The sequence below is a fragment of the Acinetobacter dispersus genome (assembly GCF_009884975.1).
Taxonomy (GTDB): domain Bacteria; phylum Pseudomonadota; class Gammaproteobacteria; order Pseudomonadales; family Moraxellaceae; genus Acinetobacter; species Acinetobacter dispersus.
On the sequence record NZ_CP041970.1, the window covers coordinates 1,842,839 to 1,860,595 of the forward strand.

Here is a 17,757-nt window from a genome sequence, read left to right on the forward strand (position 1 = left end):
GTCCATTTCGTTTTATTAGGATTTCATCATTGCGCAAAAGTATAGCATTCTCATTTGTATCTCTAAATCTGATCAGACAAAAATGGATGACTGCTCGGATTAGTTATTTTTATTGTAATGATGCCGTATGCCTAATTTGACCGTGACCCGTTCCATACGGCTGATATAGAGATAATGATCCCCATATTCAATCACCGCATAAAATTGCTCTGCACCATCATCCAAACCTGTGGCTGACCACATCGTCCCTTGCGGAAACTCATCTAACCAAGCCGCTTTATAAAAGTCTGAAACCGAATCAAAAGTCAGATAATGCTCAGGATCAGCCATAATTTTAGCCGCCATCTGATCAAATTTTTGTTGTTTAAACGCCTCTAAGCTCAGTAACACAAATATTCCTTATTCATTTAAATGCAGCTCAATTTTTGTGCTTCGATCTAAAGTTAATCTTAAGCTGAATTACAAAAATACAGTGATTTTCTTATAGCTCTATTTTGCTAAGGAATGTGCTGTTTTTCTACATTATTTTCAGCTTTATCATATATTTTGTGCTGCTACTGATTTGCTAGACCCATCTCAATATGTTATCAACTTATTATGCTTTATATTTTTTACAACGATAAACTATAAGGAGTAAACATGTCTTATCAAAATATTTTAGTACCTGTTGATGACTCTCCAATCTCTTATGCTGCAGTCGAACATGCGCTTTCTCTAGCAAAATTATCAGGGGCAAAAGTCACCATTCTCAGTGTGGTTGCAGTTGATCCATTTGTTGGCGTGGATTTTTATCAAGTTGCCCCTGCGATTACTGATCATTTTATGCAGGCCGAAGCACATGCCAAAACACAGCTTCAAGATATTGCCCAATCTTTTGTACGTGATGGTATTCAGGTGACAACCAAAATTCATCATGGCGTAGCCAGTGAAGGCATTATCTTTGTTGCCGATGAAGTCGGTGCTGATCTGATTGTAATGGGCTCACATGGCCGCACAGGCGTCAAACGTTTATTGCTGGGTAGCGTAGCGCGTGCCGTTTTAACAGAATCACATATTCCAGTGCTGATTGTGAAGCAATAACAGTTTACTTTAATTGAAAAAACCTTGTGTCTCGATACAAGGTTTTTTATTTTCTAGAATACCTCGATCTGACCGCTTCGCCCCCCATATTGATCATTTACAACCCTGTTCTGCGATTTAAAAAGATGCTTCACTAGCAGTTGGGCATTTATTTTCAAGTCAAAATAGTGAGTTGAATCAGCTGACTATCGCCAGAAAAAATGACCGTCAATAAAAATAGCACGTTTAAGAATAAGACACGGTTTTACAAGGATGATCAATATGAAACTCAATCCAATGGTGATTGGCCTATGTGGGATATGTATCAGTACATTGAACCACGCGGCAGCACTGGACCAATCAGGACAATCCATTCTCCCTTTTCTGGAAAATGGTAACTATGTTGAAGTCAATGCCACAGCCGTTGATGCTGACATTTCGGGGAAAATCCGTAATCATCCTGGACTGGTCAATGATCCACAGAATCTTAACTCAGGCAATATGGGCAATAGCTTTCAATATTATAGTGCCGCGCTCAAACTTCAACTGACTGATCGAATCAGCTTTGGTCTGCTCTATGACCAGCCTTTTGGTGCTGATATTCGCTATCCGATGCAATCGAATAATACCTTTTCGGACAATGAATTTACCCAGCAAGGCACATCGGTCAATGTCGATACTGAAAGTATTAGCATGATTTTGGGTGTCAGCCCTTTTAGTAATTTTCAACTTTATGGCGGTGCTGTCTATCAATCGGTCAAAGGTGATGTTGCGCTGCGTGGTAATTCATACAGTGAAGCTTTTAATGGCTATGATGCCAAATTTAAACAGGATCATGCAGTCGGTTGGCTGGCAGGTCTGAGTTATCAAATGCCAGATATTGCCTTGAAAGCCGCAGTGACCTATCGCTCCAAGATCGACCACGATATGCAAGTGACTGAGACCCAGTTCGGTCAGCCTTTGGAAGCAACTACGCCAAGTAAAACCAAAATTTCGACACCACAATCGGTGAATGTAGATTTTCAAACAGGTGTGTATAAAGACACACTGCTCTATACCAATCTACGTTGGGTCAACTGGAAAGATTTTCATATTCGACCGACTCAATTTGGCGCAGTGACGGAGTATCTCACTGGCGTAATCAGTGATGGTGCATATACAGGTGGTTTTGATTTAGACAGCTACCAAAAGGATCAGTGGACGGTCAATGTCGGACTTGGGCATCAGTTCACTGAGAAATGGAGTGCATCGACTGAAGTCAGTTGGGACTCTGGGACAGGAGACCCTGCATCCACATTAAATCCAACCAAAGGGTCTTGGGGTATTGGTCTAGGTGCTCAGTTTAATCCTGCCCCGAACTACTTCATTGCCGCTGGAGTTAAATACTTCTGGCTAGGTGATGTGGTTGCCGAAGACGGTACCTATTACATTCCTGTGCCAGGGATTAAACCTATTGCTGAACAAGCCGATTTTAAAGATAACAGCGCGATCGCTTATGGTTTGAAAATGGGCTATCGTTTTTAGTCACAAAAACTCATTATGCTAAGTAGGAACAGATCTACCTTTGGTCTTGCTCCTACTTGGCTATTTTCTGGCTTTCAATCAACGGATTAGATTAGAATCTCAAAGCATTATTTTAATAATGAATGTCATCTCTAGGAAAAATCCAATGAAAAAAATCGCTCTTGTCCTTTCAATATTTATATCTAGCTTCGTTTTTCCTTTTACCGCTTTTGCCAATTCGCCTGATCCCAAAGAAAGCATGGATATTTTTATTGGCACCTTAACTATTCAGGATAATAAAGCCATTCTAACTCGATGCGATATTGCACAGAATGAATATGTGTTGAAAGATGCGGATTGGTCTAAGCAAAAGGCCGTATCTGGTTTTCTCTCCAAAGCCACAAAACTAAAACAGCCAATTTATGCAGAAGTAATCGCAGCGTATAAAAGCGAAAAAGATATCAACATTCTATTGGTTGATTCCATTGAAAATCTGACTGAAGCGAAAAGCTGTCATTTGGCCGATTTATTTTAAGGCTCGCTATACACGGCAAGCTTTTAGCTCGAATATTGCTAATCGCAATACCATTATTCACTAAATGTTTGCCATGTCTCAAAAGCATATGCGCGATAGAGTTTTAATTTGGAAAACTGAGGAATAATCGCTTCACTCTGCGTTGGCCTTAAAAATACAAAATCATCGACTTGAATATCACAATCCTTCGGTACATTGACCAACTCCTGATTACTGCTACGCCCGTACAATGCATGAGTATGTGCTTGATGAGGATAGACATAATCAGCCAACCAATAGCCACCATAAATAAATAGGGCCTTACATTTATGTGGCAATTTATCCAATAAGGACATAGATGGCAGTTGAGTAAATGGCAATATTTTTAATACAGGCGCAGCAATCCATAACGCAGGTTGTAAGGCTCTTAAAAAATCACTGTCAAAATCACTTGGTTTTAAGAGCATTGAACCAAAAGACAAATCGTTGCAGACACTTTCAGTGGTATGAAAGCTAAAGGTTGGGCTGCCGCCACCATTAAAACAAAGCTCATCATGCCACAGCGTTGGGAACTGTTTTTGAATCAGTTGTTGATAATGAGCATAAGTCTGCTGCGAACTTTGATAAGCCAGTTCAGGTTTTTTAATGATGGCTGGAATTTTGGTGACATGCGCATCATAGCCCATCAAACCAGAAAGTTTTAAATACTGCGGATACTGCTGAATCAGCTTTAAAATTTCGGTCAGTTGCTGTGTCGACTGTACCCCACCACGATGTAAGCCTACATCAATTTCAATATTCACATCCAAACATAGAGAATAGAGCTGGGCAATCTCGAGATATTGCTGTAAGCGTTGCTTGGTATCAATCAGCCACTGAATTTTGGCATTCGACCACTCCGCATGCTGATCAAAAAAATGACGTACTGCTTGGGCAGGCATAGGCTTACCCAACAGAATATCCGCTTCGGCAAAATTTTCTAGGATCAAAACAATATGTGGTTGATGAAATACCATAAAGCGTTGCGTATTAAGTTGTTCAGATAACAACTTAAGTAGGTCCAGGCTTGCTAATGACTTGGCCACTAAGCGTGCTTTTAAATGTTTGGCATGAGCAAGACGAATCTGAACATGCTGGATATTCTGCTTTAACGCTGCCTCATCGATGATCAGTTGCGGAGTCGCAATCCCCTGTTTTTTTAGGTCGAGATTGAGTTGTTTAAAATAATGATCCAACATGGCTATACCTTTTTTATTTAATCGTGATCCTAAAAAACCATCTTATACGAGGGAGTGTCATCTACAACCTGAGCAAGCCAAAGTGACTAAAGCTTTAGCAAAGGCAAGCGTTTAAATACATCTTACCAAGCTTCAAACGATTCTCAGGCCGAAACCAAAGTAAGGCGAGCCTGAGCAAGCCAAAGCGACTAAAGCTTTAGTGAAGCGCAAGACGAAGTGGCTTATCCTAAAATGGATAAAAACTCGGCAAGACTCCGTTAAGTACTTTCAACTCATAAAAAATTCTATTTAACCTAAAAACAGCTTTTCCAGATAGGGATTTAAAAACTTGGCTTTTGGGTCCAACTGCTGACGCAACGCCATAAAATCATCCCACTTTGGATATAAAGCCCGAAGCTGTGTGCTGGTCATATGATGCATTTTCCCCCAATGTGGACGTCCCTGATATTTCTGCAAAATCGGCTCAACCACATCAAAAATCAACTTCGGATCTTGCTTATGATATTGATGCACTGAAATCGAAATCGAGTCCTGCTGATAAAAAGGACTGAGCCAGATATCATCCCCCTTCACAAAGCGAAATTCGAGCGGAAAAAAGGTGGCAACTTTATACTTTCTTAAGGCATGCAACACTTCATCCAAACACTCAATTCCACGATCAACAGGAATCTGATACTCCATTTCATTGAACTTGGTATTACGCGGCGTTGGAAATATCTTGCTCGACCAATCAACATAGGTGGTCGGTTTGACAAAGATACCTAACAGCTTCTGTAAATAAGGATTTAGTGACGGAAAGTTTTTGGTCAACTCAGAGCATAAGGTCAATAAAGTATCATCAGATGGAAAATTTTCCTTACGCGGCGAAACCGCTTCATCGGTTTCATCCAAGGTTTTCAGCATCAACTGCTTTTCATAGGAAAACACAAAGCACTCGATATGTCGATGCTGATGCTTCCATTGCTGAATACGCTGCATCATGTCTTCTACAGGACAAAGTTCGATATGTTCTTTGAGTTTATAGCGAGGACGGTTCTGCATGGTGATCTGGGTCAAGATACCCAAGCTACCCAAAGCAACCCGCCCTGCGGCAAAGATTTCAGGATTCTCTGCGCGACTACATTTTAGAATTTCACCAGAAGCCGTCAACAACTCAAAAGCGTCAACATAGGCCGAAATACAATGTAAATCAGCTCCTGTCCCATGTGTGCCTGTAGAGACTGCCCCTGCAAGACTTTGCTGATCAATATCACCCTGATTCATTAAAGCCTGATTGATAGATTGCTGTTGCAGATGTTGATCTAAATCATATAAACGTGTACCCGCATAAATACTGCTCTGACATCGTTCAAGATCTGTCGATGCAATGCCTGCAATATGATCCAAAGACAATAAGGTGGCATCAGTACAGACTAACGGCGTAAATGAATGTCCTGCACCGACTACCCGTATTTTTTGTTGCGCTTTAACAATGGACTGTAATTCTTGCACATTGGCTGGTTGTAAAACCTGTTGCGGCATAGATTTTTGGAAGCCTGACCAGTTCGTCCAGATGCCTTGTGTTAAATCACTCATACTGCCTCTCCTTGGCTAACGGCAGTTTTTACATTGCCATGGTTGCTGCGTTTTGCGAGTTCCTGTGTTGGAATCGGTTGTGGTCGTGTCATTTCATCGTAATGACGTTTATTTTTTTCTAATAACAATTGTTCTGTTAGATCTTTAAATTTGCTCTGACAAGCTGCCAGCGTCCATTGCCCGAATAAGGTATGTCCACCTTCATAGGATTGCGCTTGATATTCTTCATAGGTTGTGACATAACCCATATAATCATTGCAATACGATGCCAACCAAACTCTTTCAATTGAAGCATGTACGGCAAGTGTCTGTTTAACGGTGTCAACCACTCGTCGTCCGGCGATGGTGGTAAACTCTCCTGGACAGCAAATCAAAGCCAATTGACCTAATCGCACAATTTGTAAGGGAACTACACTTGGGACTAAAGGACTGTGCTTAATCGCCCCCGCTTTCACTTGTCGGTTCATTTCTGCAATCAACGGATCAAGAATACTCGGTAGAAAACCAATCGGCTGTCCTAAAATCTTTTTGGCACCAGCTTCCACTAATATCTGTTTCGGCCCTTGAGAGGCATATAACTGTTGATAGTGTGCAAAATCAGCTGCTTTTGGGTGCTTGGTTTTTTGTTTACGAAATTGATCGGCTAAAAATTGCATCCCCATAATTAAAGGTTTAGGTGCACCTAAACCATCGACAGGTGTGCCTGCAAAAAATGCGGTGCCATGACAAGGCTGGCTGGTCTTGGCATGCTTTTGACCCTCTGCAAACTCATCTGGAATTTCAATATTACTCAAGTCTACATAGGACAAAACAGCATCGATCTTGCCTTCGACTTTATGTAAATTTTTAGGAATATTTGACTGTAAAGCCGTGAAAGCCAATTCACTTTGGTAACGTCCATTTTGTTGCGCGTATTGATATTCCTGCTCGCCTTTAATCTTATTGCGAATCTTAAGCTGATCTTTGCCATGAAAATGCGGTGATACGTCCCCTGCGGTTGCTTGAGCAAAAATCGTGACTGGATTTTGAATCCCTTGCTCAATTAAAGTCTGCTCAGAGAATGCGGCTGCATAGCCTTTATTATCGCCATCATAGGCGTTTAAAGAATTTCCCAAACATGTTGCATGTACCCCAAATAAGGAAATAAAGGACTTTAGTTGTTGCTCACGATAGAAACCGATCAACTGCATTTCTCGGTTCAAGGCTAAATGCGTTTCAGCTTCGGTACGTGGCAGAACCTCTGGATTACGATTATAGGCTTTGATTGAACGATTCCATGCGACAGGTGTCTGTTCTGGAAAATGCTGTGTACTGATAAAAATCTCGGTGTCTTGTTCAGATGCAATCGCATTTTGAATACTCAGTACAATCGCCTCAACAATGGCAGTTAAATGTTCAGGTACAAAACCAGGCGTTGGCATATTGTATAAAGCTTCATAGCCACAACCGCCAGGTCCTGAGTGAGTATGGGTTGCCATGAGGACTAATTGATTTTCATTAAATTGTGAATCAAGGATTTGTGTGAGTCGCACTACTGTTTGGCTGCGTATGGCATGGGTAATACAACCTACGTCCAAACAACAGATCAGGAGTCGGTTATGTTGTTGATCGACAATACTCACGCTACGTGCAAATAAAGCTGTGCGCTGTTCATAGGCCCGATGTGACCATTGCCCATAACCAAACATGGCATAGCCTTTCGGTGTGATTTTGATTTGCTGCTTGTCCCAACCCACCTGATACATCACGATTTCCTTTCAATTCTTTTTCTAACTGTGTTAAAGCATGTTGAAAGTTAATCAAAATTATGCGATACCCAACAGGGTTAAAGACACTTTTCTTTGGGGGGCAAAACGGACTTATGCCTATACGTAGCAGCGATAAAAATGATCAACAGCAATTTATTCCACCCACTATTCTGGCCAGCCTGATCCATTATGCAGAGCAGCAACAGTGGGATTATGCTGCATGGTTTCAGAATTCAGGTTTAGACATTGCACAAATACAGCAAACCCAAGCTGTGGTTCGTTTTAGCCAACTCTGTGATGTGGTTGGTCAAGCCATGGCCACCTATCAACAACCTAACCTAGGCTTAAAGCTTGGCAGTAGCGAAGGTCTGATCTCTATGGGGATTTTGGGTTTTGCCATGCAATCCTGTAAAACGGTTGCAGATGCTTTAGACATTGCGCTGCGCTATCATCGGATTTCTGGCAGTGTCTTGAATATCGACTTTTCTATCCACGCTGATCTTTGTGAATTGGAAGTCACTGAACCCTATCCCTGCAATGAACTGAAAGCCTTTTTCTATGATGAATTATTTAGCAGCATCATCACCTGTTTAAATGCGATGTTGGGCGATCATGATGATGTGATCAGTCTTGAGCTCAGCTATTTACCACGCGAATATCAACAACAATATAACGAACTCTTTGGCTGCCCGATCCAGTTTAATCGTGACAGGAATATCATGCGTTTTAGCACTAGCCTGTTGCAGCGCAGCTTAAAAAATTACAGTCCTGCCAACTACGCTACTGCCATCCAGATCTGTGAACAGGCCTTAAAAGAAATTGACCAACTCAATCAAGTCGGCTATGTGCATTTACTCGATCATTTGATTGAACAACATTTACCTGAACGATTTGAGATGCAACAAGCTGCGGAACATTTACGTATCAGCGAACGCCATTTAAGACGGCAATTATTATTGGAAGGTCTGAGTTTTCAACAAATTCGGCAAAATGTACTGGAACGTAAAGCCAAGCAATTACTGGGACAAAACCTATCCATGAGTGAGATTAGCCTGCAACTAGGTTTTAGCGAATTACGTGAATTCCGACGCGCCTTTAAACGTTGGACCGGGCAAGCACCTTCGGTTTATAAACAAGAGATCATTTTACTTAATGCCTAAGAATCAAACGGTCTAGAAATTTCCAAGCGCAGATAAAAGAGAACCGGAAATGCCTTTTCTTGTAATTTTAAATTCTCGCAAATATTCACTACCGCGCTCGGCGGCATGGATGCCGCCAGTTTGGCTGTGATACAAGGAAGTATCATCAGCCAAACAAAGGATTGTTACTTTTCATCCCTGAAAAGTAAGAGAGAAAACGAAAGCTTGTCCAAGAATAAGATGAGATCTCTGTAAGACTCCACAAAGACGATCGAACTATAAAATAAAAAGCTCAGGATTTTACCTAAGCTTTCCAATCTAAATAAAGTCTTAACTTGCTGCTTGATAAAACGGTACATCACCATTAATCGTGGCACGATGCATGATCCGATGCGCATCACCATAATCAAATAAAGCCTTATGCTGTGTACAACGATTATCCCAAATCGCTACATCACCCACCTGCCACTGCCAACGCAAATGGAACTGCTCATTGGTGGCATGCGCAAATAAATACTGTAGCAATTCAGCACTTTCAGTCTCATCCAGCTCATTGATACGTGTGGTGAATCCTTCACTCACAAACAAAATTGGCTGACCCGTTACCGGATGCGTTCTCACCACAGGATGAACAACCGGTGGATTACGCTTAAAGGTTTCTTCCAGTTTTTTACGCTCAACATCATTATGCGCAAAACGTTCAATCGGGAAAGACTGACGAATATCATGCGTTGCGGTTAAGCCTTTTAACTTTTGCTGCAAACCTTGATCCAATGCAGCAAATGCAGCTGCGCCACTCGACCAAAGTGTATCACCACCGACAGGTGGAATCTTGATGGCTTGTAATACACAACCCAATGGCGGTTTCTGACTGAAAGTCACATCGGTGTGCCAAAGCTCATTGTCACGTAAGTCTTGTTTCCAGCTATCCAATACAATGATTTCAGGCACATTATCAATAGATGGATAGATCGGATGGATGTGCAAAGAACCAAAACCACGCGCCAACTCCGCTTGTGCCTGAGGTGCAAGCTGCTGATTGCGGAAGAAAATCACATGATGATCCAGCAAAGCCTGTTGAATTTGTTGCGTCGTATTTTCATCAGCCGTGTTTAAATCAACATCGTGAATAATGGCACCAATCGTTGGTTTAATAACTTCAATATTTAAGGTCATCTTCTACTACTCACACTTATAACTGTTGGCCATACCAAGGAGATAATTGCTTCTGTAACCAACGCAAAAACAATTCAAAACTAACGGCGACAATTGCAATCACAATAATGCCCAGAACTACGGTATCGGTGATGAGGAACTGTGCTGCAGACTGCACCATAAAACCAATACCGCGATCTGCTGCAACTAATTCAGAAGCCACCAAGGTTGACCAGCCCACACCCAAACCAATACGGACACCCGTTAAAATATGCGGTAAGGCTGTCGGCAGAATCACATGCCAAAATACCTGCGACTGACTCGCTCCCAAAGATAAAGCGGCACGTTCACGATTGAGCTGATGGCTGAGTACACCATGGGTACTACTGATAATCACAGGTGCAAGGATTGAAAAGAAAATCAAAAGGACTTTGGTGGTTTCACCGATCCCGAACCAGATCACCAATAGTGGCAAATAAGCCAAAGGTGGAATCGGACGCAATAACTCAACCAATGGATCAAGCACGGCACGAACCCACTTATTCAGCCCCATCCATAAACCTAAAGGTACACCAATCGCAATCGCAGCAACCAAGGCCAATAAGACACGAGAAATACTCGCGGCCAAATGCTGCCACAAGGTGGCTTTCATAAAACCTTGCTGACTGACCTCAAGAAACTTCTGCCATACCGCTTGAGGGCTCGGCAAAAATAGACTTGGGACAATTTTTAATGCCGTGATCAAATACCAAATCACCAGTACACTCAAGACACTAGAAAGACTGAGCGCTAAACTACGGTGGCGAGTAAAAAAGGCGCCAATTGCACTAAAAACCGAACATGACTGTGCTTGATTCGTCGATTGCAGTTCCTCGGCCTTGCTCACCTCATAGGCTGTATTTTTTGCTTGCCCCGTCATACAGCCACCTCATGCCCTGCTTGTTTCTGCACACGTAGGCGTTCAAACAATTGCTCACGTAATTGAATAAATTTTGGATCCGATTTAATCGCACGAATCGATTCGCCTTGCTTATAACGCTCTGCAAAATCCAGTTTTAAAGTTTCGACAATCTTACCTGGACGAGCCGTCATCAACACCAATTGATTGCTCAGCAATAGTGCTTCTTCAATGTCATGTGTAATCAGGAAGAAGGATTTATTTTGTTCAATCCATAAATCCAGCACCAACTGCTGCATGGTTTCACGGGTAAATGCATCAAGCGCAGCAAAAGGCTCATCTAGTAAAATGAATGCAGCATGGCTAATCAAAGCGCGAGCAATCCCAACCCGTTGTTTCATGCCACCTGACAATTCCCAAATATTGGCTTTAGCTACATGACTCAAGCCGACAATTTTAAGAATTGCATCGACTTGCTGTTGAATTTCTTGCTCTTTTAAACCTTTGAGTTGCAAAGCAAAACCGATATTTTCAGAGACATTTAACCAAGGTAATAGCGCATGATCCTGAAATACCACCGCACGGCGTGCATCTGGCGCAGTCACCACTTCATGATCCAGTGTAATCTGCCCCGAACTTGGCTGTTGAAAGCCCGCCAAGATATTCAGTAATGTTGTTTTACCACAGCCAGACTCCCCCAAAATCACAGTCAAAGTGCCTTCTTCAATCTTCAGATTGATATCTTGTAATACAGGCACGGTCTGTTTTGGAAAGGTTAAATGAAGATGCTCAGCAGCTAATACGCTCATTTAGATCTCCTATGGCTGTAAGAATTGGGTGGTGACATTACCTTGATAATCAGGTTTTACTTGATCTACCTTGCCTTGGCTTTTGAGGAAGGTTGCTGTATCGAAAATATTTTTGGCAAACTCACCCGCTAAAGTTGCTTGTTGTTGCTGACCATTCAGATAAATATTGCCTGACAACAGTAAAGGAATATCTTTCACATCAGAGCCTGTCAGCTGAGCAATTTTCTGGATATTGTCCGCATTTTGTTCAAATGCTTTTGGATCCTGCTGATACGCTTCAACTTGTTTCAAGCTGGTTTTTACGAATGCTTTTAAGAACTCTGGATTTTTTTCAGCGAAATCTTTACGAACCACCCATAAATCATAGGTTGGTGCACCCCACTCGCCGACTTGTTTCGAGTCTGTTAATACATGACCACTGGCTTTGACTTTACTTAATGCAGGTTCCCAAACATAAGTTGCATCGATATCACCACGTTCCCAAGCTGCTGTGATTTCAGGTGGACGTAAGTTAATAATCTTGACTTGGTTATCCGCAATATTCCAATGCTTGAGTGCTGACAACAAGCTGTAATGCGTGGTTGAAACAAATGGTACGGCAATGGTTTTGCCAATCAAATCTTGAGGGTTTTTAATGCCTGATTTGTTACTCACCACCAATGCTTCTGAACCGCCTAATTTAGCCGTCACAAGAAAGACTTCAATCGGTAAATCACGACTTGCAGCAGCAGCCAGAGGACTAGAACCGATATTACCGATCACCACATCACCCGAAGCCAATGCATTAACCACATCTGAACCTGCATCAAATTTGCGCCATTGAATTGCTTGATTACTATCACGTTCATAATCACCATTGGCTTGTGCAACCTTGGTTGGATCCACACCAGTTTGATAGGCAATCACTACTGCCTTGTTATTTTTAGACTGAACAGGTGCAGCATCTTTTTGATTTTGATAGACAATAAAAGCAACAATCGCCACAAGGACGATCGCTGTAACAATTAGCGGCTTAGAGTTTTTGATGCCCATAATTAGATGATCTTTCAACAATATAGGCTTATGGTATGCGGCATGCTTTATGATTAAAAATAAGAAAAAGTTAGTTGCTTATTCCTTTATGAGATAAGAATAAGACTTAGGCAATTTTTGCTGTTTTTATATTCAACTGGTTTATTTTTAGTGTTGTTTCATTTAATTTCCCAACTAAGCCTTTTAAATATTTATCCCTCTGTTTAATTGAAAAGTAAAATATTTAATCCTGATAATTTCATCTTTAAATTAAATAAGCATTTTCATTTTAAAATATAGCTCCAAACTATATTCCGAATAAGTTAATAAAAACCTATTATTTATCAAAAATAGATATATAAATAAATTTTGCTTATTTTCCTGAATATAAAAACAGTCCTAAGATAAAAACATCATCCCGCTGATGTATGAAAGGTTATAAAAATGAATGCTCAATTTGATTCTACTGATATAGCAGAATCGACATCTACGATTCACGGTTTATCAAAAAATCCACAAGATATCTTAGCGCGTGCGCAACATTATGCTGAAGAAAATGAACTCGATTTCACTGGCAGCGTACCCCCACCTGAAGCTTGGTATTTGGTTGAACAAGGTCTTGCGGTATTGGTCGATGTACGTACCAATGAAGAACGCAAATTTGTCGGCTATGTCCCTGAAAGTATCCACGTTGCATGGGCAACGGGTACATCATTTAATCGAAACCCACGCTTTCTTAAAGAACTGGATAGCAAAGTTGGCAAAGACAAAACCATTCTGCTGCTCTGCCGTAGTGGTAAACGCTCTGCTTTAGCAGCTGCAGCAGCATTTAGTGCAGGTTTTGCCCAAGTTTATAACGTTCAAGAGGGCTTTGAAGGTGATCTGAACGAACAGCAACAACGTAATCAAAGTAATGGCTGGCGTACACATCAGTTACCTTGGTTACAAGACTAATGCTGCTTTTTTAAGCAATTATTTTACGATTTATTTAAGATCTCGTTTTGCAAGGAACTCGTGTGAGCCAATGGAAAATACAGCCTGTCGTCGAAGGCCTACAACAAGCACGGCATGAATGGAGAGAGCGTCAACATCGCATCAAAGAATTTGGTGGACGTGAACTCCCATCTAAGGATGCGCTGAAGTCAATTTTAGATGATCTGTGTGGGATCTTATTTCCAATGCGACTTGGGCCGAGCGATCTACGCCAAGAAACTGAGGATTACTATATTGCCTATACCCTTGACCGTGTTTTAAATGAACTGTTTGCTCAGGTCAAGTTGGCTTTAAATTACGAAGCCAAAAGTCGAGTCAAACCGATCCCAGTTTCAAGCAATGAACGTCTGCTATATGAGCAGCAAGTCGCTTTGGCCCAAACCATCGTACAGGATTTTGCCAATACCTTGCCTGACATTCGCCGCTTATTGGATGCAGATGTCTGTGCTGCATATGAAGGTGATCCCGCAGCGCATAGCGTCGATGAAGTCCTCCTCTGCTATCCAGGTATTTTAGCGATTATTCATCATCGTGTAGCCCATCAGCTCTATCACAGTGTAACGCTGCTCTCACGGATTATTTCTGAATTGGCCCATTCAGCAACGGGTATTGATATTCATCCGGGTGCGCAAATTGGGAAAGGCTTCTTTATCGATCACGGCACAGGTGTGGTGATTGGTGAAACCTCAGTGATTGGTGAATATGTCCGTATCTATCAGGCGGTGACGCTCGGTGCAAAACGGTTCGAACTGAATGAAGATGGCGCATTGAAAAAAGATTATGCCCGTCATCCGATCGTGGAAGACCATGTGGTGATTTATGCAGGTGCAACAATTTTAGGCTGTATCACCATTGGTAAAGGCTCAATTATTGGCGGCAATGTATGGCTCACTCATAGTGTTGCAGCAGGCAGTCAGATTTTACAGTCACCAAGCGAATCATTACACAATAGTAAAGTTTAATTTAATGAGGTATTTAACCAAGTAAATAAAAAGGCGTAAGAATAAATAACGTATATTCAATACTTATATTTATTTTTCATAATTATATTCTTATGAGTAATAAGCAGATAATTCACGATTATTTATCTCATAATAATATTTTTAAAAAAACTAAATAGCCTCTAGTCTAACGAAATAAATCATTAAATATTATTGCAATAAAACCAATTTTTATTAACAAAGCCAAAGACAACAGGAAAACTTATTCATGGCAAAAACCACAGATAAAGTCCAACTTGCGCTTGGAGATCATGCAGCTAGACAGCTTGCCAATGCCACCAAGACCGTTCCACAACTTTCGACCATTACCCCACGTTGGCTCACACATTTATTGCAATGGATTCCAGTTGAAGCAGGTATTTATCGCGTTAACCGTGTCAGCAACACCGATGATATCCAAGTGGCCTGTACACAACGTGATGAAGCGACTTTGCCGCAAACCTTTGTTGATTATGATGCGCAACCGCGTGAATATTTCTTAAATGGTGTTTCTACCGTCTTGGATATTCATACCCGAGTTGCTGATCTTTACAGCAGTCCACATGATCAAATTAAAGAACAATTACGCTTAACCATTGAAACCATTAAAGAACGCCAAGAAAGCGAACTGATCAATAATCCTGAATATGGTTTATTGGCCAGTGTCGCAGATGAACAGCGTATCTCAACTTTAAATGGTCCGCCAACACCAGATGACTTTGATGATTTACTCCGTAAAGTCTGGAAAGAACCCGGTTTCTTCTTGGCACATCCAGATGCAATTGCTGCATTCGGCCGTGAATGTACCCGTCGTGGCGTGCCACCACCAACGGTCAGTTTATTCGGTTCACAGTTCATCACATGGCGTGGTGTGCCACTGATTCCATCGAATAAGATTCCTGTGGAAGATGGTAAAACCAAAATCTTGTTACTGCGTGTGGGTGAAAAACGCCAAGGTGTGGTGGGCTTATTCCAACCAGGCTTAGCAGGTGAGCAATCTCCTGGCCTTTCTGTACGTTTCATGGGCATCAACCGCAATGCGATTGCGTCTTATCTGATCTCACTGTACTGCTCATTGGCGGTATTGACTGAGGATGCGTTGGCTGTGCTCGAAGATGTGGAGGTGGACAAATATCATGACTACCCAGTTAACTACAAGTAATTTGCAAGGTAGTCCAACGGGTTCTGAAGTGGTCGGTGTTAGCCCACCGTCCAACTTCCCAGATGAAGCAACACTTTCAAGACTCGCCTCTGAATTTTTTGCTGCACTGCCAAGCTCAGGCAGTGGTCACTCTTCTGGTTTGAATTTGGACTTGCCCAATGTCGGTACACCACCACATCAACCCCAGCCTGCTGAACCTTTAGCAGCATTAAGTGGTCGTGCGCCCAATATTGCTTATGAAAAAAGTTTGAACCCTGAATATCCCGAGCATATCCCAAACTATCCCGATTATCCTGAACGTCGTGCGATTGCATCTGCGCCAGTGGTTGGTGGAGCAAACTTACCTCGCCCGCCGATTGAACCAAATTTTCCACAGGCCATTCATAGCGCACCGAATGTACCTTTGGTTGAGCCTTCTCGTCCGTCTACAAGCGAGGCATCGCCGTTTTATTTTTTAAATGATTTTGCAGCACCCAGCTCATCTAGCTCTGACTTTGATGCTGCCAGTTTTGCGACTGCACAATCATTTCAATTACCACACGGCGATGCGCTAAAAAGCTTATTGCAGCAAGATTCTCAAACTTCAACTCAAGCAAAAAATAATGCCTCATCAGGTTTCTATTTTTTGGATTTGCCACAAAGCAATGCGAGTTATGGCAATTACCAAGCTTCACAACCACAGTTTGTTGCCAATGCAGCGCAACCTTTGGATATTCAAGCGATCCGTCGTGATTTTCCCATTCTGCAAGAACGCGTCAATGGTCGACCTCTGGTCTGGTTTGATAATGCAGCGACCACGCAAAAACCACAAAGCGTGATTGATCGTATTGCCTATTTTTATCAGCACGAAAATTCCAATATTCATCGTGCCGCACATGAACTGGCAGCACGTGCAACCGATGCCTATGAACATGCGCGTAATGTGGTGGCCCGTTTCATTGGAGCAAAATCATCCAAGGAAATCATTTTTGTACGTGGTACCACTGAAGGCATTAACCTGATTGCCAAAACGTGGGGTGAACAAAATATTGGTGAAGGTGATGAAATCATCGTGTCTCATCTTGAGCATCACGCCAACATCGTACCGTGGTTCCAGCTCACCAAAAAAGTCGGCGCCAAACTTCGTGTCATTCCCGTGGATGATACGGGTCAAATCATTCTGGAAGAACTGCCAAAACTGATTAATGAACGGACCAAACTGATCTCGATTACCCAGGTGTCCAACGCCTTAGGTACCGTCACTCCTGTCGCCGAGGTGATCAAAATCGCGCATGCCAAAGGTATACGGGTCTTGGTCGATGGGGCTCAATCGGTTTCCCATATGCCAACCGATGTCCAAGCGATTGATGCTGACTTCTTTGTATTCTCAGGGCATAAAGTATTTGGACCGACAGGCATTGGTGCAGTCTATGCCAAGCCTGAAATTCTGGAAACCATGCCTGTGTGGGAAGGCGGCGGCAATATGATTCAGGATGTGAGCTTTGAACAAGTGGTTTACCAACCGGCTCCAAACAAGTTTGAAGCAGGTACGGGCAATATTGCCGATGCAGTCGGTTTAGGTGCTGCATTGGAATATGTGGAACGCCTTGGCATTCATAATATTGCCCGTTATGAACATGGCTTGCTGGAATATGGCCAGCATGCGCTAAGCAGCGTTGCAGGTTTGAGACCGATTGGCACGGCGAAAAACAAAGCCAGTGTCATGTCCTTTACCCTTGCAGGTTATTCAACCGAGCAAGTAGGTAAGGCACTGAATCAACATGGCATTGCAGTACGTTCAGGACACCATTGTGCTCAGCCGATTTTACGTCGTTTTGGTGTGGAACAGACGGTGCGCCCATCTTTGGCGTTTTACAACACCACGGAAGAAATTGATTTGCTGGTGTCTGTATTACATCAATTGAGCAGAAACAAACGCAGTACTTAAACGCTCTGCAATAAAAAAGACTGCCTCAGTGCAGTCTTTTTTCTAT

The 17,757-nt window shown here is 42.2% G+C and carries 16 protein-coding genes; 8 read left to right on the top strand and 8 right to left on the bottom strand.

Annotated elements, in window-relative coordinates:
• Positions 1–99: 99 nt before the first annotated feature.
• On the bottom strand, positions 100–390 hold the full coding sequence (locus FPL17_RS08505) for a hypothetical protein (protein WP_159884482.1): 291 nt from the start codon (positions 388–390) through the stop codon (positions 100–102).
• A 249-nt stretch (positions 391–639) separates the two neighbouring features.
• On the opposite strand from FPL17_RS08505, the gene FPL17_RS08510 reads away from it, so the two are divergent.
• The 3 genes from FPL17_RS08510 (at position 640) to FPL17_RS08520 (ending at position 3,097) form a co-directional block, all read left to right on the top strand.
• Positions 640–1,080 (top strand): universal stress protein, encoded by a 441-nt coding sequence (locus FPL17_RS08510; protein ID WP_004805552.1) that lies wholly within the window; start codon positions 640–642, stop codon positions 1,078–1,080.
• 261 nt (positions 1,081–1,341) lie between these two features.
• Complete coding sequence (locus FPL17_RS08515; protein ID WP_159884483.1) at positions 1,342–2,583, top strand: OmpP1/FadL family transporter; 1,242 nt, start codon at positions 1,342–1,344, stop codon at positions 2,581–2,583.
• Between the two features lie 145 nt (positions 2,584–2,728).
• A complete protein-coding gene (locus tag FPL17_RS08520; RefSeq protein WP_159884485.1) occupies positions 2,729–3,097 on the top strand; it encodes a hypothetical protein in 369 nt (122 codons plus the stop codon).
• Positions 3,098–3,150: 53 nt separating this feature from the next.
• Here the strand turns inward: FPL17_RS08520 and FPL17_RS08525 are convergent, their stop codons facing one another.
• From FPL17_RS08525 to FPL17_RS08535, 3 genes are all read right to left on the bottom strand, one after another.
• Entirely contained in the window at positions 3,151–4,314 is a 1,164-nt protein-coding gene (locus FPL17_RS08525) for an alanine racemase (RefSeq protein ID WP_159884487.1), read from the bottom strand.
• 288 nt (positions 4,315–4,602) lie between these two features.
• On the bottom strand, positions 4,603–5,889 hold the full coding sequence (locus FPL17_RS08530; protein ID WP_159884489.1) for a D-arabinono-1,4-lactone oxidase: 1,287 nt from the start codon (positions 5,887–5,889) through the stop codon (positions 4,603–4,605).
• Entirely contained in the window at positions 5,886–7,634 is a 1,749-nt protein-coding gene (locus FPL17_RS08535) for a neutral/alkaline non-lysosomal ceramidase N-terminal domain-containing protein (protein ID WP_159884491.1), read from the bottom strand. Before FPL17_RS08535 ends, FPL17_RS08530 begins: the two co-directional genes overlap by 4 nt.
• Before the next feature lie 62 nt (positions 7,635–7,696).
• On the opposite strand from FPL17_RS08535, the gene FPL17_RS08540 reads away from it, so the two are divergent.
• On the top strand, positions 7,697–8,797 hold the full coding sequence (locus FPL17_RS08540; protein ID WP_159884493.1) for an AraC family transcriptional regulator: 1,101 nt from the start codon (positions 7,697–7,699) through the stop codon (positions 8,795–8,797).
• A 309-nt stretch (positions 8,798–9,106) separates the two neighbouring features.
• Here the strand turns inward: FPL17_RS08540 and tauD are convergent, their stop codons facing one another.
• From tauD to tauA, 4 genes are read right to left on the bottom strand one after another with little or no spacing between them, the layout of a single operon-like run.
• On the bottom strand, positions 9,107–9,952 hold the full coding sequence (gene tauD, locus FPL17_RS08545; RefSeq protein WP_159884495.1) for a taurine dioxygenase: 846 nt from the start codon (positions 9,950–9,952) through the stop codon (positions 9,107–9,109).
• A 16-nt stretch (positions 9,953–9,968) separates the two neighbouring features.
• Positions 9,969–10,850 carry a taurine ABC transporter permease TauC gene (tauC, locus tag FPL17_RS08550; RefSeq protein WP_159884497.1) on the bottom strand — a complete coding sequence of 294 codons (882 nt, stop codon included), beginning with the start codon at positions 10,848–10,850 and terminating at the stop codon, positions 9,969–9,971.
• Positions 10,847–11,638, bottom strand: a complete 792-nt coding sequence (locus FPL17_RS08555; RefSeq protein ID WP_159884499.1) for a taurine ABC transporter ATP-binding protein — start codon at positions 11,636–11,638, stop codon at positions 10,847–10,849. The genes tauC and FPL17_RS08555 overlap by 4 nt, the downstream gene beginning before the upstream one ends.
• Positions 11,639–11,647: 9 nt before the next feature.
• A complete protein-coding gene (gene tauA / locus FPL17_RS08560; RefSeq protein ID WP_171494238.1) occupies positions 11,648–12,688 on the bottom strand; it encodes a taurine ABC transporter substrate-binding protein in 1,041 nt (346 codons plus the stop codon).
• Between the two features lie 405 nt (positions 12,689–13,093).
• Here tauA and FPL17_RS08565 point away from each other — a divergent pair, with 405 nt between their 5' ends.
• The 4 genes from FPL17_RS08565 (at position 13,094) to FPL17_RS08580 (ending at position 17,711) form a co-directional block, all read left to right on the top strand.
• Positions 13,094–13,603 carry a rhodanese-like domain-containing protein gene (locus FPL17_RS08565; protein WP_004805540.1) on the top strand — a complete coding sequence of 170 codons (510 nt, stop codon included), beginning with the start codon at positions 13,094–13,096 and terminating at the stop codon, positions 13,601–13,603.
• 62 nt (positions 13,604–13,665) lie between these two features.
• Positions 13,666–14,604, top strand: a complete 939-nt coding sequence (gene epsC / locus FPL17_RS08570) for a serine O-acetyltransferase EpsC (protein ID WP_159884501.1) — start codon at positions 13,666–13,668, stop codon at positions 14,602–14,604.
• Between the two features lie 247 nt (positions 14,605–14,851).
• Positions 14,852–15,784 carry a family 2A encapsulin nanocompartment shell protein gene (locus FPL17_RS08575; protein WP_004654714.1) on the top strand — a complete coding sequence of 311 codons (933 nt, stop codon included), beginning with the start codon at positions 14,852–14,854 and terminating at the stop codon, positions 15,782–15,784.
• The gene (locus tag FPL17_RS08580) at positions 15,759–17,711 is read left to right on the top strand and encodes a family 2A encapsulin nanocompartment cargo protein cysteine desulfurase (RefSeq protein WP_159884503.1); all 1,953 of its coding nucleotides are present in this window, start codon (positions 15,759–15,761) and stop codon (positions 17,709–17,711) included. Before FPL17_RS08575 ends, FPL17_RS08580 begins: the two co-directional genes overlap by 26 nt.
• The last annotated feature ends 46 nt before the right edge of the window (positions 17,712–17,757 follow it).